The sequence below is a fragment of the Variovorax sp. F042 genome (assembly GCF_057814215.1).
This window is the reverse complement of the sequence record NZ_JBVASX010000008.1, coordinates 162,142-183,655: the sequence shown is the minus strand read 5'-3', so window position 1 is coordinate 183,655 and position 21,514 is coordinate 162,142. Positions and strand designations below refer to the sequence as shown.

Genomic DNA, 21,514 nt, shown 5'->3' with positions numbered 1-21,514 from the left:
GCCTTCAAGGTGTCAGGCCCTGGGCTGAAAGCTCTCGAGCGTGCGCCGCCACAGCGCGAGCGCCTCTGCGTCGAACGGCACGGGGCTGCTGGCCGTGAGGATGAGCACGGCCTTGCCGGTGGCGTCCTGCGGCAAGAGAAACACGGCCTGGCGCTGGTGCAGCGCCTGTCCGTTCTGCTTGAACTGCGTGGCGAGCTCGATGGCGCGCAGGCTCGCAATGGCGGGCCCCACGGCGATGTCGGTGCGCGACACCTCCTTCAGCTGGCTCACCTGGCGCGTCAGGTCGTTCATCTGCCGCGTGACGAACTGCGCCAGGCTCTCCTGCGCGCGCAGCGCATCGCGGCTCACGATGAGCGTGGTGCCGGAACCATCGGGCATGGCCAGCACGTTCATCGAGCGATCGATGCGCCCATCGTCCGGCACGTCGAACTGGCCTTCCTGGATGTGGTACTTCATCAGGCTGCTGTCTTCCGGGTTTGTTCTATGCGGGGTCGAAAGCCATGAAGGCCAGGCAGTCGGGGTTGCGCTCGGTGAAGCCGAACGACAGCCGGCCCCAGCCGAGCGTGGCCGTGAAGGTGCTCGCTTCGTCGAGCGAACGGCCGCGCGGCACGTCGATGAGCTCCAGTGCGGCGTAGTGCTGGCGCACTTCGGCCATCGGCACGCAGCGCCCCTTCAGCTCCAGCACCAGGAAGCCCTGGCTCGCGTCTTCGCGCTTGATGCGCAGGTCGATGCGCGCAAGCTCGGTGCCATCGGCAAGGCGCACCGGCGTACCTTCGAAGAACCGGAACGCGTCGCCGCCTGCGGCATGCGTGTCGCTCAAGGTGGTCGACAGCGTGCGGCCGACCTTCTGCGTGGAGAACGGCAACTGCGCCGCCAGCGCATCGATGGCCTGCCAGAGCGTCATGGTCGTGGCTTGCCGGTTCATGGATTCAGTGCTTGCCGGCATATTTCTTGTCGTAGGAGTTGCCGTAGTACTGCGTGTACTGCTCGCCGGTGGTCGATGTGGTGAGCGTGCCGTAGTACTTGCCGGCCGCGGCTCTTGCGGCCTCCCGGGTACCACCCTTCACCATGCCGTTGTAGGCCTCGTTGAAAGCTTCCACATTCGCGGGGTTCGCGCCCTGGAGGATGTCGACCTTGGCCGCGCGCCAGACTTCACGCTGCACCTGGATCTGGTTCAGTGCGGCCTCGCCCTCGGAGCTGAGCATGCTGTTGACGAACGCGGTCTTCGAGGAAATATCGGGCTTGAAGCGGTATGAATAGACCGCGTGCCCGACCTCGTGCGACAGCGAGGCGGCGGTCTTGTACGGGTCGCTCGCGTAGTCGCCGTCGATCACGATCTTCCTGACACCCGGATTGGTGTTGGCATACGAGCCTCCGCCTGCAGCGCCATAGCTGACATTCCATTTCTCGCCCTGCAAAAACTTGATCTGCCTCTGCAGCGTGGGCGACCTCGCCGCGATGGCGTCGACACCTTTGCCGAGGCCGGTGGTGACGTAACCCGGTGGCGCGGCTGCGGGCACAGCACGCTCAGATGCCTCTGCCGACGTGGCAGCAGCCGCGGGCGTCAGGGGCACGCCGTCTTCCACCACGGCTTCCTCGCTCTGGCTGCCGATGGGCGCATCGCAGTTCAAGAAGATCTTGCTGCCGCGCTGGTCGAGCTCGCCCGTGAAGTTGACGAGGCCCTTCACGCCGTTGATGTTCACCGTGCCGTCGGCCAGCAGCACGATGGACGACTTGCCGCAGATCAGCGAGATGCTGGTCTTGCCGGTGACGAACACGTCCTGGTCGGCCGCCTGGATCACGACCGACTTGCGGCCTGTGATGTTGGCGTTGCTCTCGGTGGAGGTCATGGAGGCGTCGGTCTTCGACACCAGGTTGACGGCGCCCGCGCTGGCGTGCGAGACGATGTCGCCGCCCGACACCACGTTGACCTGCCCGCCCTCGCTCACCTGCGTGAGCATGCCGCCGGTAACGAGCTGCGTGAGCTGCGCGCCGGTGGTCAGCGTCATGGCCGAAGTGGCGCGCATCGACACGCTCTGCCCCGAGCTCACGACGATAGGCTTGGGACTGATCATGGTCTGCCCCTCGGGGCTGACGATGGAGACCACGGGCTTGTCGATCTTGCGCGAGAGGTCGAGCATCTGCTGAGCGTCGGCCATGGCGGGGTCAGGGTTGTCCGAGACGCCGGCTTCCGGCGTGCCGCCCGCGGCCAGCGCCGCCACGGCCTGCGAAACGCCACCCGCGGCCTGCACACCCTGCACCAGGCCCATCAGCGTCTGGTTCTTGCCCTGAGCCATCGACCCGACCAGCGCCTTGGTGGCCGCGATGGCCTGGCCCGACGCCTGCATCAGCGCATTGCTCTGCGCCAGCGTGGCGCCCATGTGCTCGTGGCCGTCGGGGTTGTCGCGCGAGACGCGTTGCGCGTAGTCCTGCGTGTAGGTGGTCAACAGCAGGCCCTTGTCCGCGCGGATGGAGCCCCACTCGTTGGTGCGCAGCTCGAAGCCATAGCTGCGCTGCACGCCCGAGCCCTGGTTCATCAGGTAGCCCATGTGCAGGTGGGTGTTGCCGTGGTCGGTCGACAGCTCGATGTGCTCGGTGCCGCGGCTGTCCTCGAAGCGCAGCATGTGCTTGCCGCCGCCGCCCTTGCTCCAGTTCGTCTGGAAGCCGGTCTGCGTCTTGTGGCGCGGCAGCTCCCACGGCGGCATCTGCGCGGCGTTGTAGACACAGCCGGTGACGATCGGATAGTCGGGGTCGCCGTTGAGAAAGTCGACGATCACCTCCTGTCCGATACGCGGGATGTGCATGGCGCCGTAGTTGCTGCCAGCCCAGGTCTGCGACACGCGGATCCAGCACGACGAGTTCTCGTCGCGCCGGCCATAGCGGTCCCAATGGAACTGCACCTTGATGCGGCCGTACTCATCGGTGTGAATCTCTTCGCCCGCGGGGCCCACCACCACCGCGGTCTGCGGTCCGGTGGTGCGCGGCCTGGGCGTGACGCGCGCGGGGCGATAGGGCGCGCTGTCGGGGAGCACCTCGAAGGTCTGGCGATAGCTGGTGCTGCTGGTCGATTCGCTGTAGGCCGCGTCCGCCGCGCCGACCACGCGCAGCGCGTTCTCCTGGAAGTCGTAGGTCACGGCCTCGATCAGGTAGCGGCGGTTGTCCTCGGCGTTCGGATGGCGCGCCAGCTCGAACAGGTAGCCCGGTGCCATGTGGCGCAGGTTGCCTTCGGCGCTCACCAGTTCGCGGCGCCCGGCGAGCTGCTCCAGCCGCAGGCGTGCATAGTTCTCGCCGTCACCCAGCTCGGTGTAGCCGCCGGGCCAGTCGTAGATCTCGAAGTCGTCGCGGCTGTGGCCGGCCGGCTGCTGGCGCACTGTGTCGATCTCGGCGTTGGGCTTCTTGAAGTCGTAGTCGTCCGCAGCGAAGTTGCCCGACGCGATGTCTTCAGAATGGCTCCAGCTGTCGATGAAGTCCTGCTCGAGGATCTGCGCGGCCAGCACGCCCGCGTGGTACGGCACCTTCACCGGACCGCTGGGCAGGGGGGTGTGCGAATCCGCGCCGTCGCACAGCACCAGCTGATGGCTGCCCTGCGCGTGCGAGAAGAAGTAGTAGATGCCCTCCTGCTCCATGAGCCGGCTGACGAAGTTGAAGTCGCTCTCCGAGTACTGCACGCAGTAGTCCCAGGTGCGGTAGTTGCCGCTCAGGCGCGCGTCGATGGCATAGCCGTAGGGCGCGAGCACCTCCTGCAGGATCTGCGGTGCCGTCTTGAACTGGAAGATCTTGAAGTCGGAGCGACGCGTGGCGTACCACAGCCAGGGGCGCAGCGTGGCCTCGTACACGCACATGTCGCCGTCGTCCTTGCCCACGTAGGCAAAGCGCGTGACCTGTCCACTCAGGAAGCGCTTGCCGGCGCCGCCGAGTTCCGTGGCGAGGTTCACCTCGATGCTCATGTCCTCCCCCAGCATGCGCTTGGGCTGGATGTTGGGCATGTCGCTGATGAGCCGCACGCGATGCTCGAACAGTGCGGAGATGCGCTCCTGTCCCGTCATCGAGCGGAACTTCAGGCGCTCGCCCAACACGCTGTGGGCGATGAAGCTGCGGGTCATTCCTGGAAGGCTCCCTGGTCAATGCGAGCCCGGCGCGTGCCGCAGAAGCGAGCAACGCGCCCGGCAAAGGGAACTCATGCTTCCTTGTTTTCCTTGATGTTCCAGCCCAGCACCGTCTCGGCGCCCTTGCCGCCCTTGTCGGTCTGTTCCCAGTACTGCTGCTTCACCTTCGCGGCCTGGAAGGCGTACTGCACGAACACGGCGTCCGAACCCTGCTCGGCCGTGTACTGCACCGAGGTGACCAGCACTTCTTCGAGCGTGACGCGGGTGTATTCGATCTGCGAACCGCCGGCCTTGCACACCGACACTTCCACCTTGCTCAGGTGCTTGCCGCTGGCGCAGTTCTTGAGCACCGAAGGCGCCGCCTTGTCGATGCGCGCGAGCACCTGCAGGTCGTTGAAGCTGGCCTTGCCAACCCCGCCGCCGCCGCCGCTGACCATGTTTCCAGGCTGCGTTGCTCCCCACGCAAACGACTTGATGTCCGTCCACTCCTTGTGGTTCGAGTCCTTCGATTCGCCGTTCGCGCCTTCAACGCGCATGAACATGTCTACTGCCATGAGATCAACTCCCTCAGAAATTGCGTGCCCATCGAGGACACCGTGGAACCAGCCGCCCTCCACTTGCAGGAGGACGGCAGCGAATCGCAACCGGATGGCGCCAGCGCTGGTGACACAGCGGGGGTCGCCCCATCTTTCAGGCGCAACGCTTTCGCATTACATCGCGCCTTCGAATCCATTCGTGCCCACTTTCCATTCGATCAAATCGAAACAAGTACGCAACGGAAGGCCCGATTTTTAACAAACTTTTCCTGCTTTATCGATCTGTTGCACGGATCTTTTTTGTCTATTTCTTCAGAAAACGTCCGAAACAAAACAATAAGTTTTAAACCGCCTCATCTCTCGAAGATGCAATGAGCCAAAGGGTCTGCGAGGTGTTGGCGGTCCGCGCTACATCGGGTTCGCAAGGGACGTACCTTAAGCGAGGCACCTGCGCACGACCAGTGCCAAACGGCATGCGGAGAAAGAACTACAGACACTGCCTGCACGATGCGCTGATCGATTCGAACAAGAAAGATCAATAAAAAAGCCCGTCATCGACACGATGACGGGCTTGGGTTGGAGCAGTGCTACCGAGCAATCACGTGCCGGCTCTCGCCTCGTGGAGCCACCTTGCCACCAAGGCCGGAACCACGTCGGTGGCCTTGCCTTGCAGGAAGGTGAATCCGTGCGGCACGTCTTCCATGTCGAGCGCAACCAGCACCTTCTGCGCAGAGCGATCCGCGTACCGCACCAGCGATGCCGCAGGGTTGACGGTGAGCGACGTGCCCACCACCAGCACGCGCGCCGCGGTGGCCACATGCAGCTCAGCTTCGTCGAAGTGCTGTACCGCTTCGCCGAACCACACGATGTCAGGCCGCAGTTGGGTGCCGTCTTCGCACAACTGGCCCATGGCAATGGGTTCGCCGTCGATGCGGTAGCGCCTGGGTTCAGGCTCCGACGTGCCGCGCGCATACGCGAGTTGCCCGTGCACGTGCAGCACGTTGCTTGAACCCGCACGCTCGTGCAGTGCATCGACGTTCTGCGTGACGATCACGACTTCATACGCCGACTCGAGCGACGCAATGGCAAGGTGCGCGGCGTTCGGCTGCGCCTGCCACGCCTTCGCTCGCCGCTCGTTGTAGAAGGCCAGCACCGCCTCGGGGTGCTTTCGCCAGCCTTCAGGGCTTGCGAGCTCCTGCCACGAGTAGGTGTTCCACAAGCCTTTGGCATCTCGGAACGTAGGCAGGCCGCTTTCGGCACTCACGCCCGAGCCCGAGAGCACGACGATCTTTTTCGGTTGGACTTCGGGTTTCATGCTTCGCTGCTCCTTTGGGATTTTTGCGTTCGAGTCTGGCGCTGGCGTCTATGCGAAAGATAGGCAGGTTTTTGGCTCCCCGAACACGGATCGAACGTGTGACACGCGCATTAACAGTGCGCTGCTACTACCAGCTGAGCTATCGGGGAAAAAGTGGATGGATCGAAGGATGAATGGAGGCGCGACCCGGAGTCGAACCGGGGTGGACGGATTTGCAATCCGTTGCATAGCCACTTTGCTATCGCGCCGGAATATATGGCGTTCCGCAGGGGAGTCGAACCCCTGGCTTCCTCCTGGACAGGGAGGCACTCTGGCCACTGAGTTAGCGGAACGAAAGAGAAAACTGGCAGACCCTCAAGGATTCGAACCTTGGATGCCGGGATCAAAACCCGGTGCCTTGGACCACTAGGCGAAGGGCCGGTAAGGGATGGCGCGCGCGGAAGGAGTCGAACCTTCAACCGTTGGGTTTGGAGTCCAGTGCTCTGCCAGTTGAGCTACACACGCGTGGAAAAAAGAGATGGTCTGAGTGGCAGGATTTGAACCTGCAGCCTCCTGCTTCCAAGGCAGGCCGTCTACCAGATTGACACTACACCCAGAGAAAATTTGGTGCCCCAGGGGAGACTCGAACTCCCAGAATTCCGCTTCTAAGGCGGACACGTCTACCAATTGCGTCACCAGGGCTGAATGAAAAATGATGTGAGGCGACGATCCGTTCCAGTGGCCGGTCTCGCCTCGGTGCTTGCGAATTTTTAAAGAGCGTTCACGAGGCCGAAGCCCGGTGTCATGCAGCACGATCGCTGCTTGAGAAATGAGTGAAGCGAAAAACAAAGAGGCCCGGAACCTTGCGGTGTCCGGGCCTCTTTTGAGAGAGCTTGTGAGGTCTGCGCCTATGCGCTTCCTCCACCCGGTTGCATCTGATCCTCGTCATCGCATGCCCACAGATTGGTCTGCGGCTTCTGCATGGAATACGGGGACTGATCGAGCTGCTGCAACGACGGCAGCAGACCAAAGCTGAGGCCGGCATGCGATGCGACGCGCACGAACACATTGCCCGATGCGGGGCAAGTGCTGTAGATGCGGATCTGTGCGGCTTTCACGATGGGTGTCCTGTTGGCGTTGACTGGGTTTGGACTGTAAATAGTCTTTACACAATCGTCAACTGCCTCGATCAACTTTTTTTCAAGTACCGTTGCGGCAACGCACCCCCTCCCCTTCACCTCCAGGAGCCCGCATGGCGTCTTCGACCCTCGCAGCCCATCCGCACTACGACCGCCTGATCGCAGCCGCGCGCAACCTGCCTCCGTTGCGCGTTGCAGTGGTCCACCCCGCCAACGCTGTGTCGCTCGAAGCAGCACTCTCCTCTGCAGCGCTGGGCCTGATCGCTCCTACGCTGGTCGGCCCGCGCACAAAGATCGAAGCCGCCGCACGCGAGATCGGCGCCGACATCTCCGGCATCGCCATCGTCGACGCACCGCACAGCCATGCCGCAGCCGATGCCGCCGTCGCGATGGCACTGCGTGGCGAGGTCGATGCCTTGATGAAGGGCAGCCTTCACACCGACGAACTGATGGGCGCGGTTGTGCGCCGCGAAGGCGGCCTGCGCACCTCGCGCCGCATCAGTCATTGCTTCGTGATGGACATACCCGGCCACGCGCAGCCGCTGATCATTTCGGACGCGGCCATCAACATCGCGCCCACGCTCGAAGAGAAGGTCGACATCGTGCAGAACGCCATCGATCTCGCGCATGCGCTGCAGATGCCGGCGGTGCGCGTGGCCGTTCTCTCGGCAACTGAAACTGTCAACCCCAAGGTGCCGTCAACGCTCGATGCAGCAGTGCTGTGCAAGATGGCCGACCGCGGCCAGATCACCGGCGCGGTGCTCGACGGTCCGCTCGCGATGGACAACGCCATCGACGCCGAAGCCGCGCGCATCAAGGGCATCACCTCGCCAGTAGCGGGCCGCGCCAATGTGCTCATCGTGCCCGACCTGGACGCGGGCAACATGCTCGCCAAGAGCCTCACCTTTCTCGGTGGCGCCTATGCAGCAGGCATCGTGCTGGGCACCAAGGTGCCGGTGATCCTCACGAGCCGCGCCGATTCCGAGCCCGCACGACTCGCCTCTTGCGCCGTCGCGTCCATGCTGGCGAAGGCGGGGCGCGACAAGCTCATCAAGGCGGTCGGCTGAGCAGCCAGGGTCAGCGCGCGCCGGCCACGATCGCAATCCCCCGGATCTGCCCCGCCTCCACAGCACGCTCCGGCTTCGGATAGCGCGCCGGTGCAAACCGGTGCAGCAACTCAGCCTCCCGCAGCTTCGCGGCTTCGAGGTTCGCGAGCTTGACGTGGCCGAAGCCACGAATCGACAGCGGCAACGCAGCAATGCGCGCGGCCGTTGCCTGATTGCCGGCCGACAACTCGCCAGCCATGGCTTCGAGCAAGCCATCGAAATGCACGATCAACTCACGCTCTGCGCGCCGCTCGCCAGTGCGCCCGAACGGATCGAAAGCCGTGCCGCGCACCCGCTTGCCAAGCGCCAACCAGCGCATCGCTGACAGCATCCAGCCGCCGATGCGGATCTTGGCGGGCGCCTGTCCGTGCGCGGCGCGCGAAACCAGCGGCGGCGCCATGTGGAATTCGAGCTTCAACTCGCCTTCGAACTGCTCCTTCAGCTTCTGCATGAACGCGCCATCGGTGTACAGGCGCGCCACCTCGTACTCGTCCTTGTAGCTCATGAGCTTGAGCAGGCTGCGCGCCGCATTGCGCGTGAAAGGCAGGCTCGCATCGCCGCCCGGCAGTGCCGCCTCGCGCATCTGCAGGCTGCGGATGCGCGTCTCGAAGCGGGCCGCCCATGCGGCGTTCTGGTAGCCGGTCAGATGGCGGCGTGCATCGGCGAGCAACACATCGAACGGGCGCTCATCAGTCGTTGATGCCTGCGCATCGACAGGCGCAGCGCGCAACTGATCCAGCGCCGCAGGGTCACCCGCAGCAAGCCGCCCCAGCGAGAACGCCGACTGGTTGGCCGCCACCGCCACGCCGTTCAGCTCGATCGCATGCATCAGCGCCTCCAGGCTCAGCGGCACCAGTCCGCGCTGCCATGCGTAGCCGGTTGCGACGATGTTCGCCGCCAGCGTGTCGCCCAGGAACTCTTCAGCCAGGCTTTGCGCGTCGAAAGTCTCGACCTGCTCTTCGCCGGCAACGAAGCGCATCTTCTCCAGCAGCAGATCCACATGCAGATCCGCATCCGGATTGCGCAACGACTCGGCCACCGGAATCTCGTGGATGTTTGCCAGCACGCGCGTGCGTCCGTGCCGCACGGTCTGCAGCGCATCGGCCGACGCACCCACGACCACGTCGCAGGCCAGGATCGCATCGGCCTGTTGCGTGTCGATGCGCACCTGATGCAGCCGCTCGCGCGAATCGGCCAGCCGCACGAAGCTCAGCACCGAGCCGCCCTTCTGCGCGAAGCCCATGAAGTCGAGCACGCTCGCGGCCTTGGCTTCCAGGTGCGCCGCCATGGCGATCACCGCGCCGACCGTTACCACGCCGGTGCCGCCCACGCCGGTCACGAGCAGGTCGTAGGGGCCGGTCCACACATGCTCCGCCGGATGCGGCAATGCGGCCACCCGATGCAGGAAGGCATCGCGCCCGGCCGCCAGCGCGCCGCTCTTGCGGCGCAGCTTGCCGCCCGTCACGCCCACGAAGCTGGGGCAGAAGCCCTTGGCGCAGGAGTAGTCCTTGTTGCAGCTGGTCTGGTCGATCTTGCGCTTGCGCCCCATCGGCGTTTCGTGCGGCAGCACGGCCACGCAGTTGCTCTGCACGGTGCAGTCGCCGCAGCCTTCGCACACAGCCTCGTTGATGAACAGGCGCTTGGGCGGGTCGGCCAGTTCGCCCTTCTTGCGGCGGCGGCGCTTCTCGGCCGCGCAGGTCTGTTCGTAGATGAGCACCGTCACGCCCGGCATCTCGCGCAGGCGGCGCTGCACGTCGTCGAGCGCGGCGCGGTCGTGGAACTCGGTGCCTTTCGGAAAGCGGTCCTTGATGTCGTCGTACTTGCCGATTTCGTCGCTGACGACGACGACCTTGCGCACCCCTTCCGATTCGACCTGCCGCGCGATGGCATCCACGCTGATGACGCCATCGACCGGCTGCCCGCCAGTCATCGCCACCGCGTCGTTGAAGAGGATCTTGTAGGTGAGCGTTGCCTTGGCCGCCACGGCCTGCCGGATCGCGAGGTAGCCCGAGTGGTAGTACGTGCCATCGCCCAGGTTCTGGAACACGTGCGGCGTCTTGGTGAACATCGCGTGCGAGATCCAGTCGACGCCCTCCCCGCCCATCTGGATCAGCCCCGCCGTGCTGCGGTCCATCCAGTTGGCCATGAAGTGGCAGCCGATGCCGGCACGCGCCGTCGAACCCTCCGGCACCTTGGTGCTGGTGTTGTGCGGGCAGCCGGCGCAGAAATACGGCACGCGCTTGACCGCATCGCTTGCGTTGCCGAGCAGCTCGGGCGGCGTGAAGTCGCGCACGTGCTGCAGGTGGTCACCCAGGTCGTGGTTTTCGGGAAAGTGCACGGCCAGCCAGTGCGCTACCAGCTCGATGAGCCGTGACGGGCGCAGCTCGCCGAGCGCCGACACCAGCGGCTGGCCGTCGCGGTCATGCTTGCCCACGAGCACAGGCCGCGCATCGGGCGGTGCGTTGTAGAAGATGTCGCGCAGCTGCGTCTCGACGACCGCGCCCTTCTCCTCGACGATGAGAATCTCTTCGAGCCCCTGCGCAAAAGCCTTGATGCGCGTCTGCTCGACCGGAAAGCTCAGGCCGATCTTGTAGAGCCGCACACCGGCGCGGGCCAGTTGCTCCGGCGAGAGTTCGAGCCGGCGCAGCACTTCCATCAGGTCGTGATGCGCCTTGCCGCAGGTGACGATGCCTACCTTGGCGTGCGGGCTCACGATCACATCGCGGTCGATGCTGTTGCGCTTGGCGAAAGCAGCCACGGCCGCGAGCTTGTCTTCGAGCCGCGATTCGATGCGCAGCGACGGCAGGTCGGGCCAGCGGTAGTGCAGGCCATCGGGCGGCGCGCGGTGGCCGGTGGCGGCGCTTACGGTATCGGCGTCTTCCCATGCCTCGACGCGCTCGTTGATCACGTCCAGGTCGACGGTGCCGGCGCTTTCGACCACTTCAGACAGCGCCGCCATGCCGACCCAGGCACCCGAGTAGCGCGACAGCTCGTAGCCGTACAGGCCGAACTCCAGGTACTCGGCCACGCACGAGGGCTGCATCACCGGCATGCGCCAGGCCATGAAGGCATGGTCGCTCTGGTGCGGCATCGACGACGACACACAGCCATGGTCGTCGCCCGCCACCACCAGCACGCCGCCGTGCGGCGACGAGCCATACGCATTGCCGTGCTTGAGGGCGTCGCCCGCGCGGTCCACGCCCGGCCCCTTGCCGTACCACATGGCAAACACGCCTTCGACGGTGCGCTCTGGATCAGACTCGACACGCTGCGTGCCCAGCACCTGCGTGGCCGCCAGCTCTTCGTTGACGGCCGGCACAAAGCGGATGCCCGTTTCCTTGAAGCGTTCGCCGGCCTTCCAGATGGCCTGGTCGACCATGCCCAGCGGCGAGCCGCGGTAGCCGCTGACGAAGCCCTGCGTGTGCAGGCCGCGCTGCGCGTCGCGCCGGCCCTGCATCACCAGCACGCGGATCAGCGCCTGCGTGCCGGTAATGAAGACCGAGCCCGAAGGGGCCCAGAGGTTGTCGGAGAGCTGGTAGCCGGGCCGTCTGAGTGCGGCTGTGTCATGTGGGGCGTTCATGCCCGGAATTGTTCTGCGACACACCAGGGAAGTGCTTCTTCAATACACTGGCGCAGACCCTTGTTTGAAGAATAATCTTCTCGGAACTTGCCATGAACGTCGATTCTCTTTCCCTTGACGAGCATTGCCTCAAGATCCTTTCTGCACTGCAGCACGATGGCCGCCAGACGGTGCAGCAGATTTCAGACACCATCGGCCTGTCGCCCACGCCCTGCTGGAAGCGCATAAAAGACATGGAAACGGCCGGCGTCATCCGCGGCTATACGGCGCTGGTCGACCCCGAACTGGTGGGCCTGCACGTGTCTGCCGTGGCCGAGGTGAACCTCGACCGCCACAGCGAGGCGATGGTGCAGCGCTTCGAAGAGGCCGTGGCCGCGAGCCCGCAGATCATTCGCTGCGTGTCGGCCACCGGGCCCGCGGACTACATCCTGAACGTGACCGTGCCGGACATGAAGCACTACGAGCGCTTCCTGCACGAGGTGCTGTTCAGCCTGCCCGGCGTGACGCACGTGCGTTCGAGCATCGTGCTGCGCGAGATCAAGTCGGAAACGGCGCTGCCGCTCGACCACCTGCTGCCCGGCACGCCGGGCAAGCCTCGCGCGACGGGGGGCCGGCGAAGCTAAGGCCGGGCCGTGTGGAGAATGCCGGCATCCGCAGCAACGAAGACGTCCTGACCATGCCCTCACCAAAAACGACCGCCTTCTTCCCCCGCCTCGCGCTCGCCGCGCTGATTCTTTCTTCTGCCGGTGCTGTCGCCTTCGCGGCCACGCCGACCGCGACCGCGGCACCAGCGACTGCGCAAAGCGCAGCCAAGGCCGTACCAGGCGCTCCGGTGCCCGCAGGCTCGCCGCAGCAGACCGGCCCGGTCCACTTCCAGTTCGCCATCTACTACGCCAAGACCCCGGCCACCGACCCGATGGCCGCGTTGCGCAGCCGGCTCGCCAAGCTCGGCGGCAGCGCGAAGCTGCTGAAGGCGGCACCCACGCCAGCGACGGCCACCGAGCCCGTGGTCTTCGCGAACTGGAACACCACCACGGTGCTCAAGGAGTACCGCGCGCCGAGCATGGAGATGCTGCAGCGCTTCGGCCGCGGCATCTCGCGCGAGCAGGCCGAAGCCCTGCAGACCGCGGACAAGGCACTCATCATCGATTTCGCGCACCCGGCGCAGCAGTCTTCGGCCGCGATGCAGAAAGCCCTGCAGCTCACACTGCAGGTGGCGCGCGACACCAACGGCCTTCTGTGGGACGAAGAAACACGCGAGGTCTTTTCGCCCGACGAATGGCAGAAGCGCCGCATCGACACCTGGGCCGGCGGCGTGCCCGACATGTCGCAGCACACGACCATTCATGCCTACCGCAGCGGCGACCTCGTGCGGGCCATCACGCTCGGCATGTCGAAGTTCGGGTTGCCCGACGTGGTGGTGAGCGATTTCTCGTGGTCGAGCAACCGCCCGATGGGCAATCTCGTCAACATGTTCTCGCAGGCAATGGTCGAAGGCGCCACGCTGGCGCAGCCCGGCCAGTACGACCTGGACCTGCGCGCACTCAAGCACGCTGCCGCGCGCGACCCGCAGCTCACGCACCTGAAGCCCAATGCCGCAGCGGTGGCAAAGCTCTCGCTGGTCAACGGCACATGGGAAAGCGGCGATCCGCAGAACCGGCTGTACGAGATCCGCTTCAATCGCTACAAGGGCCCCGACCGCTATGCGCAGCAGACCGCAATGCTGGTCTCGGTCTTCGGTGCTGACGAAGACAGCGTCACGCGGCTCAAGCACAACGACGAACTGCTCGCCGCCAGCAAGGCAGCCAACGCCCAGTTGCCCAAGCTGCGCGACGCCTTCGCCAAGGGCCTGCAGCCCGGCGAATACATCCTCGTGAAGGCGCCCTTCACCACGCGCAGCGGCAGCAACGAATGGATGTGGGTCGAAGTCGCGCGCTGGAACGGCGATGTCATCGAAGGCCTGCTGAAGAACGAACCGGTCGAGGTACCGAACCTGCACGCGGGCCAGATGGTGAAGGTGTCGCAAGCCAAGGTGTTCGACTACATGCGCCGCTACGCGGACGGTCGAGAGGAAGGCAACGAGACCTCCAAGATCATCGCGCGCATGCAGAATCCGAAAAAGTAAGAGGATCAATCACCGAGGCCCTCCAATGCACATTCGCGAACTCGCCAGCGGCCTGCAGTTTCCCGAAGGCCCGATCGCCATGGACGATGGCTCGGTGCTGCTGGTCGAGATCGCGCGTGGCACGCTCACCCGCGTACGTGCTGACGGACTGGTGCAAGTGGTTGCCGACCTCGGCGGCGGGCCGAACGGCGCGGCCATCGGGCCCGATGGTGCGGTCTATGTCTGCAACAACGGTGGCTTCAAGTGGCACACAGAAGCCGACGGCTGCTTGCGGCCGGTCGGCCAGGCCGAAGACTATTCGGGCGGCCGCATCGAACGCGTGAACCTCGCCACTGGCCGCGCCGAGCGCCTGTACGACACAGTCGAAGGCGGCGCGCTGTGCGGCCCCAACGACATCGTGTTCGACGCACAGGGCGACTTCTACTTCACCGACCTGGGCAAGGTGCGCGAGCGCGACATGGACCGCGGTGGCCTCTTCTACGGCCATGCCGATGGCAGCGCCGCAAGCACCATCGCCCGGCCGGTGATGACGCCCAACGGCATCGCCCTTTCGCCGGACGGCAACACGCTCTACTACGCCGAGACCGAGGGCGCCCGCGTCTGGGCCTTCGACATCACCGCGCCGGGCCGCGTTCGCAAGGACGGCTGGCCCTCGCCGCATGGCGGCCGCATGCTCTGTGCCTCGCCGGGCGGGCATTACCAGCGCTTCGATTCGATGGCGGTCGACGCACTTGGCAACCTTTGCGTGGCGACGCTGCTGCACGGCGGCATCAGCATTGTGTCGCCCGATGGCAGCACCGTCGAGCATGTGCCGCTGCCCGACCGCTACACCACCAACATCTGCTTCGGCGGGCGCGACCGGCGCACGGCCTACGTCACGCTCTCGGGCAGCGGGAGGCTGATTGCCATCGATGACTGGCCGACGCCCGGGCTCACGTTGAACTTCGAAGCCTAAGCAAAGGGAATGGCCGTGTTCGGCGCGGGCACGACGCCGTCGGCAAACAGTTGCTCGATCTCGAGCGCGGTGAATCCGAGCGATTCCAGGACGCAGACGGCGTCTGAATTGAAAGGCCGAGGACTCGCGCCCGGCGAGCCTGGCGTGCCGTGCAACCGGACAGGAAGACCGATTCCCTTGTAGTCATCGCGAGCGACCACCATCTCGCGATGCTTTGCGTGAGGCTGGGCAAAGGCCTCCGACACCGAATGCACCGGCGCCGCGGGCACCCCCGCCGCCATCAACGCATCGCACAGCATCTTGCGCGCGCGGTGGCAGATGGCGTGTTCGATCTCGACCCGAAGGGCATCCCGATGCTGCAGACGCCCAGCGTTGTCGGCGAAGCGTTCGTCCACCGCAAGGTCAGGTCGTTCGACCACGCCGCAGAAGCGCTCGAACTGGCCACGGTTCATGATCCCGAGAAAGATCTCGCCGTCGCCGCACGTGAAGCGGTCGTAAGGCGCAATGTTGGGATGGGCGCTGCCGAGCAGACCCGGCTCCTGATGCGATTGAAAGTAGTTGGCCGCATGCGGGACCAGCAGGCTCAGCGCCGCATCGAACAGCGTAGCCTCCACGTGCTGCCCTTGGCCCGAGACGTTGCGGCCTTGCAGCGCAAGCAGGATGCCCGACAGCGCGGTGTAGGCGGTGAGGTGGTCGACGATGGGCACGCCGATCCGTGTCGGGCCACTCGCCTGTTCGCCATTGACGCTCATGAGTCCGCACAGCGCCTGCAGCACCGCGTCATAGCCGGGCAGCCCACCCAGCGGGCCGTCTGCGCCAAAGCCGCTGATGCTGCAGTGGATGAGGCGCGGGAAGCGCTCCTTGATCCACCCTTCGTAAGAAATTCCCCATTTTTCCAGCGTACCGGGCAGAAAGTTCTCGATCAGGACGTCGGCCTCCTCGAGCAACCGTTCGAGGATCCGCCGTCCCGGCGGCTTCGAAAGATCGATGCTGATGCACTGCTTGCCCCGGTTTATCGCGCTGAAGTAGGACGCGTCACCATGCCGGTCGAAGGGCGGCCCGAGCGTGCGGGTGTCGTCACCACCGGGCGGCTCCACCTTGATCACATGCGCGCCGTGATCCGCGAGCATTTGCGAGCACATCGGCCCCGCCAGCACGCGCGACAGATCCACTACCCGAATGCCGCTGAGCGCACCACGCATCGTTTGTCTTCCTTGTTGGCCTTTTTTGTTTCCGGCCGCAAATACTAGCCGCGGCTGGGCAATTCAACCACGCCGGAACCGAGCACGGAGAGCTCATCGTCCTGGTTGCGCGCTTCCTGCTCGATCTCGACCAGATGCTTGCCGTCCTCGACGTACTTGCGCTTCACATGACCCTTGATGAACAGCATGTCGCCCTCGGGGTTGTGGCGGCGGATCTTGCAGCTGGCCTTGCGCAGGAAGCCGTCGTCGCCCATCCAGTTCGTCAGGTGATGCGTGAGCCAGGAAGTGCGCTCCGGGCCGTAGTCGTAGGCGCCCGGCGCGCCCACTTCAAGCGCGAAGTCTTCTTCCCAATGCACGCGCTCGGGCACGTCGGGAATGCCGAAGCGGTTGGTAATGCCCACGCCGGGATGCGCGTCGATCAGCTTCCAGGCCATCTTGTTGGCACGGATATAAAGGCCGCCCCAGCCCTGCGCATAGGCGATGAAGCCGGTCACGGTCATCGGGCCCTTGAACATCACAGGCAGCGCCTCGCCTTCGACCACGTCTTCCCAGTAGCGCGGGGTCGCGCCGCGCACTTCCTCGTTGCGATAGAGCTTGAAGGCCTCCTGGATCTCCTCGGGCGAGTACTGCCGGGGCGTGCGTGCGCGCACTTCCTTGTACTTCGTGCCCTGCTCCCGGGCATGATCGCGCTCGGTGCGGAAGCACCAGCTGTCGGCCTCGGACACCTTGTCGCCCTTCTGGTTGTAGAAGTCGACGTGATAGATCTGCTGGACCGCGCGGCCCGCGAAACGCGTCTGGTGCTCGACCAGGTCCTTGAGGTAGGCCTCGGTGCGGATCTCATCATTGCGCAGTACGGGCTTGTGCCAGGTCCAGTCGGCGCCCGACCACATCGCATGCACACCCGGCAGGCCACCCACATAGCCCGACACGATCCGGCTGGTCGAGAACAGGAAGCTCGGAAGTGCCACGACGCTGCCGTACCTCGTCTTTGCGGCATAGGCCGGATCGCACCAGAGCGGGTTGTCGTCGCCGATGCCGTGTGCGTAATGGCGAATGTTGTCGCGCGTGGCTTCGTAGCACCATGGCTCCTGGGTGTTTTCGATCTTCTGGCCGATGCGCTCGCGCAATTCGTCCAGGCCGCGCTCGGTGATCTTCGGGAAGGTTCTTTCGCTTTGCACAGACATCGTTGGTCTCCTGGTGGTTGTAGATAAGAGGGTTGGGGAATAAAAGGGGTCAGACGCTCGCGGGCTGCCGCTCGCGGTCTCGCAGGACCTTACGATGCACCTTGCCGGCGGGTGTCTTGGGAAGGTCCGACACGAAGACCACGTGGCGCGGATACTCGTGCTGGCTCAGTCGGCTGCGCACGAGGTCCTGGATTTCCTTGGTGAAGGCATCACTGCCCTCGCGCTCCGTGACGACAAAGGCCTTCACCACCTGGCCCCGGAGTTCGTCGGCTACGCCAATCGCAGCGGCCTCGCGCACGTCGGGGTGTTTGAGCACCGCGTCTTCGATCTCCACCGCGCTCATGGTCCAGCCCGCGGAGATGATCACGTCGTCGGCCCGGCCAGCGTGAAAGAAGTAGCCGTCCTGGTCGACCTTGCCCAGGTCCTTGGTGGGCACCCAGGCGTCGTTGCGCCAGATCTTGAGTTCGCCCACGACACCCGGTGCACATGTCTTGCCTTCCGGGTCCTGAACATCGACCTGCCCTCCGGGGATGGGCTTGCCGAGCGAACCGGGCTTCACCTTGAAATCCACAGCGCCGGGGTAGTTCACGAGAATCACGCCGATCTCGGTGGTGCCGTACATGCTGCACACAGGTCGCCCGAAAGTGGCGCGGACGAAATCTTCTGTTTCGCTGTCCATCGGCTCGCCGGTGAAGGAAACCTTTTCCAGGTAGTACTTGTATTTGTCCGCGGCACCTGAGTTGCGCATCATCCGGAAGTGCGTTGCCGCGGCCGAAATGTTGTTGAAGCGGCCGTGTTGCAGGGCCTTGAGCAGCCGTGCCGCATCGAACTTTCCGGAGTAGGCGCCGATGGTCACCCCGAGCGCCAGCGGTGCCAGCGTGCCGTGCCAGAGCCCATGCCCCCATGCGGGAGACGACGGGCAAAAAAAGCGGTCACCGGGCCGGACGCCGGTGCCGTAGAGCGCCGCCAGCATCAACGTGACGAGTGCGCGCTGCTTGTGCTTGACGGCCGCCGGCAATTCGCGGGTGGTGCCGGACGTGTACTGGAATATCGCGTAGTCCTCGGCCGTTGTCCGAACCTCGAAGGTGTCGGGGAACGCACTCAGGCTCTGCACGAAGCCGCCATCGGCCACGAGCACCTCGACACCGTCGATGCCTTGGGACACCGGCGCCTTCTCGGCATTGGTCACGAGAATTTTCGGCTTGCAGTCTTCCACGCGCAGACGAATGCCGTCCGGGCCAAAGAGCGTAAAGAGCGGCACGGCGATCGCGCCCGTCTTGATCGCGCCGAAGATCGCCACGTAGAAGGCCAGCGAGGGCTCGAGCATGACCGCGACGCGATCGCCGGGCTGGACGCCACGCGCCACCAGCAGATTGGCGAAGCGATTCGACAGGCGCGACAGCGCCTTGAACGTGATGACCTCTTCGCTGCCATTCGCATACGCCACCACGATGGCCACCTTTCCTTCGCTCGCATGGCGGTCGACGCACTCGTAGGCGATGTTGAACGACTGCCGGTCGCCGTCGAAAAGCGCCCAGAGCGTCTCCGTCGAGCAATGCGACTGTGCGTCTGAGAAGGAGGTGTAGTCGGTCAGGTGGGTCATCAGTTCAGGTCCTCTTGCGATGCCTGAACTATGCGGCTCACGATGTTTCATTGTCAAATACGACTCTGTTTTGTATATAGACAAAACATCAGATTCGGTTGCGGTAGAAAGAAGACCTTCGACATCCTCCAACGAACACCTCTCATGCCATGGAAGAACCCATCGATTCATTCGAGAACCTTGCCGCTGCAGGCTGGCGTCGCATCCGCACAGCGGGTGCCTTCATGTCGACCGCCGGACCGCTATGGACCAGGCGCGAAGGCACGAGCTGGGTCTACGCCGTCTGGTCGACCGACGCTCATCTGAACCCGGCGGGTGTCGTGCACGGTGGCCTTCTGGCCACCTTGACCGATCACGCGATCAGCACCGTGGCCTGGGAGGCCGCCTCACGCATGCCCTGCGTGACGGTGCAGCTGGACACGCAATTTCTGGCGCCGGTAGCAGCCGGCGTGCTCGTGGAAGCTCGAGCGCAGCTGGTGCGCCGCACCTCGAGCCTGCTGTTCATGCGCGGCCAGCTGCGGGCTGCGGGTCAGGAGGTTCTGGTCGCGCAGGCGCTCATGAAAGTGAAAAAATTAATTTTGTCTTAGTACAAATTTGCATCTTCTTTGACAATTACATCCGCGACTTTGATACTTGATTCAACCCGTCCGACCGTGGTGTGCCATCGAATCACAACACTCCGAACGGAGGCCAGGCCTGTGACACAGACCCGAAAAGGGCGTCAGGCCCGGACCGACGATGCCTTCACAGGAGACAAAAATGAGACTTTGGAAACTGCTCGCCACGGGCTGCGCAATCGCTCTTTGTTCGCACGGTGCGCCGGCACAGACCTACCCCACCAAGCCGATCCGGATCATCGTGGCCTACCAGGCCGGGCAAGGCACCGACATCGCCACGCGCTACCTCGGCAACCTGCTGGCCAAGGAGCTGGGGCAACCGGTCATCGTCGACAACCGGCCGGGCGCCGGTGGCAATCTCGGCACCGAGCTTGCCGCCGACGCGCCGCCCGACGGCTACACGCTCACGATGGGGACCAATGCCACGCATGCGGTCAACCAGTACCTTTATGCCGGCCAGCGCATCAAGACGGAGAAGGACTTCGAACCGATCGTTCTGACGGGCAGCTTTCCGATGGTGCTGGTTGTGAACGCCAAGTCGCCGATGCGATCCATCGGCGATCTGGTGAGTGCGCTCAAGAGCGACCCTCGCTCCGCGGACATCGCGACACCGAGCACGAGCGCCCGCCTGGTCATCGAACTGCTCAAGGAGCGCTCCAGGCTCCAGATCTTCCAGGTGCCGTACAAGGGCTCCGGCAGTGCGATGACCGATGTGCTCGGCGGGCAGTTGCCGCTGCTGATCGATACCCCCACTGCATTGCGCTCGCAGCTGCAGGCAGGCCACGTGCGCGCTCTGGCCGTCACCTCTGCGGTGCCGAGCGCGCTCGTCCCGGGCATCAAGCCGGTGGCGGAACAGGGCTATGCGGGATTCGAGGTCATCGCATGGAACGCGCTCTTCGCGCCACACGGCACGCCTTCGGCCACGCTGGACGTGTTGAACGAAGCAATGAACCGGATTCTCAAGAAGCCCGAGACCCGCCAGCAATTGCTGGAGTACGGTTTCGACCCGGGCGGCGGCACGCGCCAGCAGCTCGCCGAGTTCGTGCAGAGCGAGCGCCGAAAGTGGGAGCCGATCATCAAGACGTCGGGAATGAAGGCGGACTAGGACCGATGGACACCATGACTGCGCTGACCGACCCTCTCGCCGCTATCGGGAACACCTGGGCTGGCCTGGTTCGCCGCACGCCTTCTGGGATAAGCTTGCGCCCGCCAATCGCAAGCCCCATGAAGTCCAGTTCCTCTTCCGCCTCGAAGCCAACGAAAACAGGCGCCAAGCCCACCAAGCCCGTGCGTGTCAGGCCGGTGCCCGGCGTCACGCGGGCTATCGCGATCCTGCGACTTCTCGGGCGCTCCGCGCATGCGATGGGCGTCAAGGCCATTGCCGATGAACTCGAACTCGTCCCCAGCACCTGCCTGCATATTCTTCGTGCACTCATCGTTGAAGACCTGGTCAAGATCGACAGCGACACCAAGCGCTACTCGCTGGGAACCGGCATGTTGAGCCTGGCCCGCAGCGCGATCGAAAGCAGCAGCTTCGCCAGCCTCGCACAACCAGTACTCGACGTTCTGGCCAACGAGTGGAACGTAACGATGATCGGCGTCGAAACCCATGACATGGAGCCGATGGTCGTGCTGGCCTTGTCGCGCTCCAACGCTCCCTTCCGCCTGCACGTGGATGTCGGCAGTCGTTTCCCTGCGCTGGTCAGTGCCACGGGGCGCCTGGTGGCGGCCTTCAGCAGCGAGACGTGGCCGCAGATCGAAAAGCGTTTCAAGGCCCTGCGATGGGACAAGCCAATCGATCTTGCCACCTGGAAGCGCGAGGTCGAGCAGGTCCGCAAGCGCGGCTTCAGCATCGATCGCGGCTACTACATGAGCGGCGTGACGGTGATTGCCGTGCCGCTGCTCGATGCCTCCGGGCGGGTAGCGCACACACTTGTCGCCACTGGCCTTTCTGACAAGTTGGCCGGTGCGGCCGGCACCGCTCTGGCCTTGGCCATGAAGAAGGAAGCAGATGCGCTGTCGACGCTGCTTCCATCACGCAGGTAAGCAGGCCCGCCTTCTCGGGCC

17 protein-coding genes and 7 tRNA genes are annotated in these 21,514 nt (G+C 64.6%); 7 read left to right on the top strand and 17 right to left on the bottom strand.

Annotation, left to right across the window (positions count from 1 at the left end; translation table 11 throughout):
• Window positions 1-12 precede the first annotated feature (12 nt).
• The 13 genes from ACZYSP_RS23555 to ACZYSP_RS23495 form a co-directional block, all read right to left on the bottom strand.
• Window positions 13-456 carry a DcrB-related protein gene (locus tag ACZYSP_RS23555; protein ID WP_093060049.1) on the bottom strand — a complete coding sequence of 148 codons (444 nt, stop codon included), beginning with the start codon at window positions 454-456 and terminating at the stop codon, window positions 13-15.
• Window positions 457-481: 25 nt separating this feature from the next.
• Window positions 482-925 carry a hypothetical protein gene (locus ACZYSP_RS23550; protein ID WP_489016895.1) on the bottom strand — a complete coding sequence of 148 codons (444 nt, stop codon included), beginning with the start codon at window positions 923-925 and terminating at the stop codon, window positions 482-484.
• Window positions 926-929: 4 nt separating this feature from the next.
• Window positions 930-4,103: a type VI secretion system Vgr family protein gene (locus ACZYSP_RS23545; protein ID WP_093060045.1), complete on the bottom strand. Its 3,174-nt coding sequence runs from the start codon at window positions 4,101-4,103 to the stop codon at window positions 930-932.
• A gap of 74 nt (window positions 4,104-4,177) precedes the next feature.
• A complete protein-coding gene (locus ACZYSP_RS23540) occupies window positions 4,178-4,660 on the bottom strand; it encodes an Hcp family type VI secretion system effector (RefSeq protein WP_097198611.1) in 483 nt (160 codons plus the stop codon).
• A 580-nt stretch (window positions 4,661-5,240) separates the two neighbouring features.
• Window positions 5,241-5,957: an SIR2 family NAD-dependent protein deacylase gene (locus ACZYSP_RS23535; RefSeq protein ID WP_093082137.1), complete on the bottom strand. Its 717-nt coding sequence runs from the start codon at window positions 5,955-5,957 to the stop codon at window positions 5,241-5,243.
• A gap of 72 nt (window positions 5,958-6,029) precedes the next feature.
• A tRNA-Asn gene (locus tag ACZYSP_RS23530) sits at window positions 6,030-6,106 on the bottom strand.
• A 25-nt stretch (window positions 6,107-6,131) separates the two neighbouring features.
• A tRNA-Cys gene (locus tag ACZYSP_RS23525) sits at window positions 6,132-6,205 on the bottom strand.
• 8 nt (window positions 6,206-6,213) lie between these two features.
• Window positions 6,214-6,289, bottom strand: a tRNA-Asp gene (locus ACZYSP_RS23520).
• A 12-nt stretch (window positions 6,290-6,301) separates the two neighbouring features.
• Window positions 6,302-6,377: transfer RNA gene (locus ACZYSP_RS23515), tRNA-Gln, on the bottom strand.
• 8 nt (window positions 6,378-6,385) lie between these two features.
• A tRNA-Trp gene (locus ACZYSP_RS23510) sits at window positions 6,386-6,461 on the bottom strand.
• A gap of 14 nt (window positions 6,462-6,475) precedes the next feature.
• A tRNA-Pro gene (locus tag ACZYSP_RS23505) sits at window positions 6,476-6,553 on the bottom strand.
• An 8-nt stretch (window positions 6,554-6,561) separates the two neighbouring features.
• Window positions 6,562-6,638: transfer RNA gene (locus tag ACZYSP_RS23500), tRNA-Leu, on the bottom strand.
• A 206-nt stretch (window positions 6,639-6,844) separates the two neighbouring features.
• The gene (locus ACZYSP_RS23495) at window positions 6,845-7,054 is read right to left on the bottom strand and encodes a hypothetical protein (RefSeq protein WP_093082134.1); all 210 of its coding nucleotides are present in this window, start codon (window positions 7,052-7,054) and stop codon (window positions 6,845-6,847) included.
• Between the two features lie 134 nt (window positions 7,055-7,188).
• On the opposite strand from ACZYSP_RS23495, the gene ACZYSP_RS23490 reads away from it, so the two are divergent.
• The gene (locus ACZYSP_RS23490) at window positions 7,189-8,142 is read left to right on the top strand and encodes a phosphate acetyltransferase (protein ID WP_093082132.1); all 954 of its coding nucleotides are present in this window, start codon (window positions 7,189-7,191) and stop codon (window positions 8,140-8,142) included.
• A 10-nt stretch (window positions 8,143-8,152) separates the two neighbouring features.
• Here ACZYSP_RS23490 and ACZYSP_RS23485 read toward each other — a convergent pair whose 3' ends face one another.
• On the bottom strand, window positions 8,153-11,761 hold the full coding sequence (locus tag ACZYSP_RS23485) for an indolepyruvate ferredoxin oxidoreductase family protein (RefSeq protein ID WP_093082129.1): 3,609 nt from the start codon (window positions 11,759-11,761) through the stop codon (window positions 8,153-8,155).
• Between the two features lie 92 nt (window positions 11,762-11,853).
• On the opposite strand from ACZYSP_RS23485, the gene ACZYSP_RS23480 reads away from it, so the two are divergent.
• Genes ACZYSP_RS23480 through ACZYSP_RS23470 form a run of 3 tightly spaced genes read left to right on the top strand, consistent with a single transcriptional unit; the run spans window position 11,854 to window position 14,841 of the window.
• Complete coding sequence (locus ACZYSP_RS23480) at window positions 11,854-12,384, top strand: Lrp/AsnC family transcriptional regulator (protein ID WP_093059524.1); 531 nt, start codon at window positions 11,854-11,856, stop codon at window positions 12,382-12,384.
• A 53-nt stretch (window positions 12,385-12,437) separates the two neighbouring features.
• The gene (locus ACZYSP_RS23475; RefSeq protein ID WP_143062643.1) at window positions 12,438-13,886 is read left to right on the top strand and encodes a DUF2314 domain-containing protein; all 1,449 of its coding nucleotides are present in this window, start codon (window positions 12,438-12,440) and stop codon (window positions 13,884-13,886) included.
• Window positions 13,887-13,911: 25 nt separating this feature from the next.
• Complete coding sequence (locus tag ACZYSP_RS23470) at window positions 13,912-14,841, top strand: SMP-30/gluconolactonase/LRE family protein (protein ID WP_354337800.1); 930 nt, start codon at window positions 13,912-13,914, stop codon at window positions 14,839-14,841.
• On the opposite strand, the gene ACZYSP_RS23465 is transcribed toward ACZYSP_RS23470, so the two are convergent.
• Genes ACZYSP_RS23465 through ACZYSP_RS23455 form a run of 3 tightly spaced genes read right to left on the bottom strand, consistent with a single transcriptional unit; the run spans window position 14,838 to window position 18,830 of the window.
• Entirely contained in the window at window positions 14,838-16,043 is a 1,206-nt protein-coding gene (locus ACZYSP_RS23465) for a CaiB/BaiF CoA transferase family protein (RefSeq protein WP_093082121.1), read from the bottom strand. The two genes, ACZYSP_RS23470 and ACZYSP_RS23465, sit on opposite strands and share 4 nt — an antisense overlap.
• A gap of 44 nt (window positions 16,044-16,087) precedes the next feature.
• A complete protein-coding gene (locus ACZYSP_RS23460) occupies window positions 16,088-17,227 on the bottom strand; it encodes an FAS1-like dehydratase domain-containing protein (protein ID WP_093059516.1) in 1,140 nt (379 codons plus the stop codon).
• Between the two features lie 49 nt (window positions 17,228-17,276).
• Window positions 17,277-18,830: an acetate--CoA ligase gene (locus tag ACZYSP_RS23455; protein ID WP_093082119.1), complete on the bottom strand. Its 1,554-nt coding sequence runs from the start codon at window positions 18,828-18,830 to the stop codon at window positions 17,277-17,279.
• A gap of 149 nt (window positions 18,831-18,979) precedes the next feature.
• On the opposite strand from ACZYSP_RS23455, the gene ACZYSP_RS23450 reads away from it, so the two are divergent.
• The 3 genes from ACZYSP_RS23450 to ACZYSP_RS23440 all read left to right on the top strand — a co-directional run bounded on the left by ACZYSP_RS23450 (window position 18,980) and on the right by ACZYSP_RS23440 (window position 21,493).
• Complete coding sequence (locus tag ACZYSP_RS23450) at window positions 18,980-19,417, top strand: PaaI family thioesterase (protein ID WP_256216998.1); 438 nt, start codon at window positions 18,980-18,982, stop codon at window positions 19,415-19,417.
• 172 nt (window positions 19,418-19,589) lie between these two features.
• Window positions 19,590-20,552 (top strand): Bug family tripartite tricarboxylate transporter substrate binding protein, encoded by a 963-nt coding sequence (locus ACZYSP_RS23445; protein ID WP_093082116.1) that lies wholly within the window; start codon window positions 19,590-19,592, stop codon window positions 20,550-20,552.
• A gap of 5 nt (window positions 20,553-20,557) precedes the next feature.
• The gene (locus ACZYSP_RS23440) at window positions 20,558-21,493 is read left to right on the top strand and encodes an IclR family transcriptional regulator (protein WP_354337803.1); all 936 of its coding nucleotides are present in this window, start codon (window positions 20,558-20,560) and stop codon (window positions 21,491-21,493) included.
• Window positions 21,494-21,514: the final 21 nt, after the last annotated feature.

What these genes read in the sequence shown, in the direction of transcription:
- ACZYSP_RS23470 (WP_354337800.1), top strand. Translation starts at nt 13,912, where the DNA reads ATGCACATTCGCGAACTCGCCAGCGGCCTGCAGTTTCCCGAAGGCCCG.
- ACZYSP_RS23540 (WP_097198611.1), bottom strand. Translation starts at nt 4,660, where the DNA reads ATGGCAGTAGACATGTTCATGCGCGTTGAAGGCGCGAACGGCGAATCG.
- ACZYSP_RS23450 (WP_256216998.1), top strand. Translation starts at nt 18,980, where the DNA reads ATGGAAGAACCCATCGATTCATTCGAGAACCTTGCCGCTGCAGGCTGG.
- ACZYSP_RS23550 (WP_489016895.1), bottom strand. Translation starts at nt 925, where the DNA reads ATGAACCGGCAAGCCACGACCATGACGCTCTGGCAGGCCATCGATGCG.
- ACZYSP_RS23445 (WP_093082116.1), top strand. Translation starts at nt 19,590, where the DNA reads ATGAGACTTTGGAAACTGCTCGCCACGGGCTGCGCAATCGCTCTTTGT.
- ACZYSP_RS23440 (WP_354337803.1), top strand. Translation starts at nt 20,558, where the DNA reads ATGGACACCATGACTGCGCTGACCGACCCTCTCGCCGCTATCGGGAAC.
- ACZYSP_RS23545 (WP_093060045.1), bottom strand. Translation starts at nt 4,103, where the DNA reads ATGACCCGCAGCTTCATCGCCCACAGCGTGTTGGGCGAGCGCCTGAAG.
- ACZYSP_RS23455 (WP_093082119.1), bottom strand. Translation starts at nt 18,830, where the DNA reads ATGACCCACCTGACCGACTACACCTCCTTCTCAGACGCACAGTCGCAT.
- ACZYSP_RS23490 (WP_093082132.1), top strand. Translation starts at nt 7,189, where the DNA reads ATGGCGTCTTCGACCCTCGCAGCCCATCCGCACTACGACCGCCTGATC.
- ACZYSP_RS23535 (WP_093082137.1), bottom strand. Translation starts at nt 5,957, where the DNA reads ATGAAACCCGAAGTCCAACCGAAAAAGATCGTCGTGCTCTCGGGCTCG.
- ACZYSP_RS23475 (WP_143062643.1), top strand. Translation starts at nt 12,438, where the DNA reads ATGCCCTCACCAAAAACGACCGCCTTCTTCCCCCGCCTCGCGCTCGCC.
- ACZYSP_RS23460 (WP_093059516.1), bottom strand. Translation starts at nt 17,227, where the DNA reads ATGTCTGTGCAAAGCGAAAGAACCTTCCCGAAGATCACCGAGCGCGGC.
- ACZYSP_RS23480 (WP_093059524.1), top strand. Translation starts at nt 11,854, where the DNA reads ATGAACGTCGATTCTCTTTCCCTTGACGAGCATTGCCTCAAGATCCTT.
- ACZYSP_RS23485 (WP_093082129.1), bottom strand. Translation starts at nt 11,761, where the DNA reads ATGAACGCCCCACATGACACAGCCGCACTCAGACGGCCCGGCTACCAG.
- ACZYSP_RS23465 (WP_093082121.1), bottom strand. Translation starts at nt 16,043, where the DNA reads ATGCGTGGTGCGCTCAGCGGCATTCGGGTAGTGGATCTGTCGCGCGTG.
- ACZYSP_RS23555 (WP_093060049.1), bottom strand. Translation starts at nt 456, where the DNA reads ATGAAGTACCACATCCAGGAAGGCCAGTTCGACGTGCCGGACGATGGG.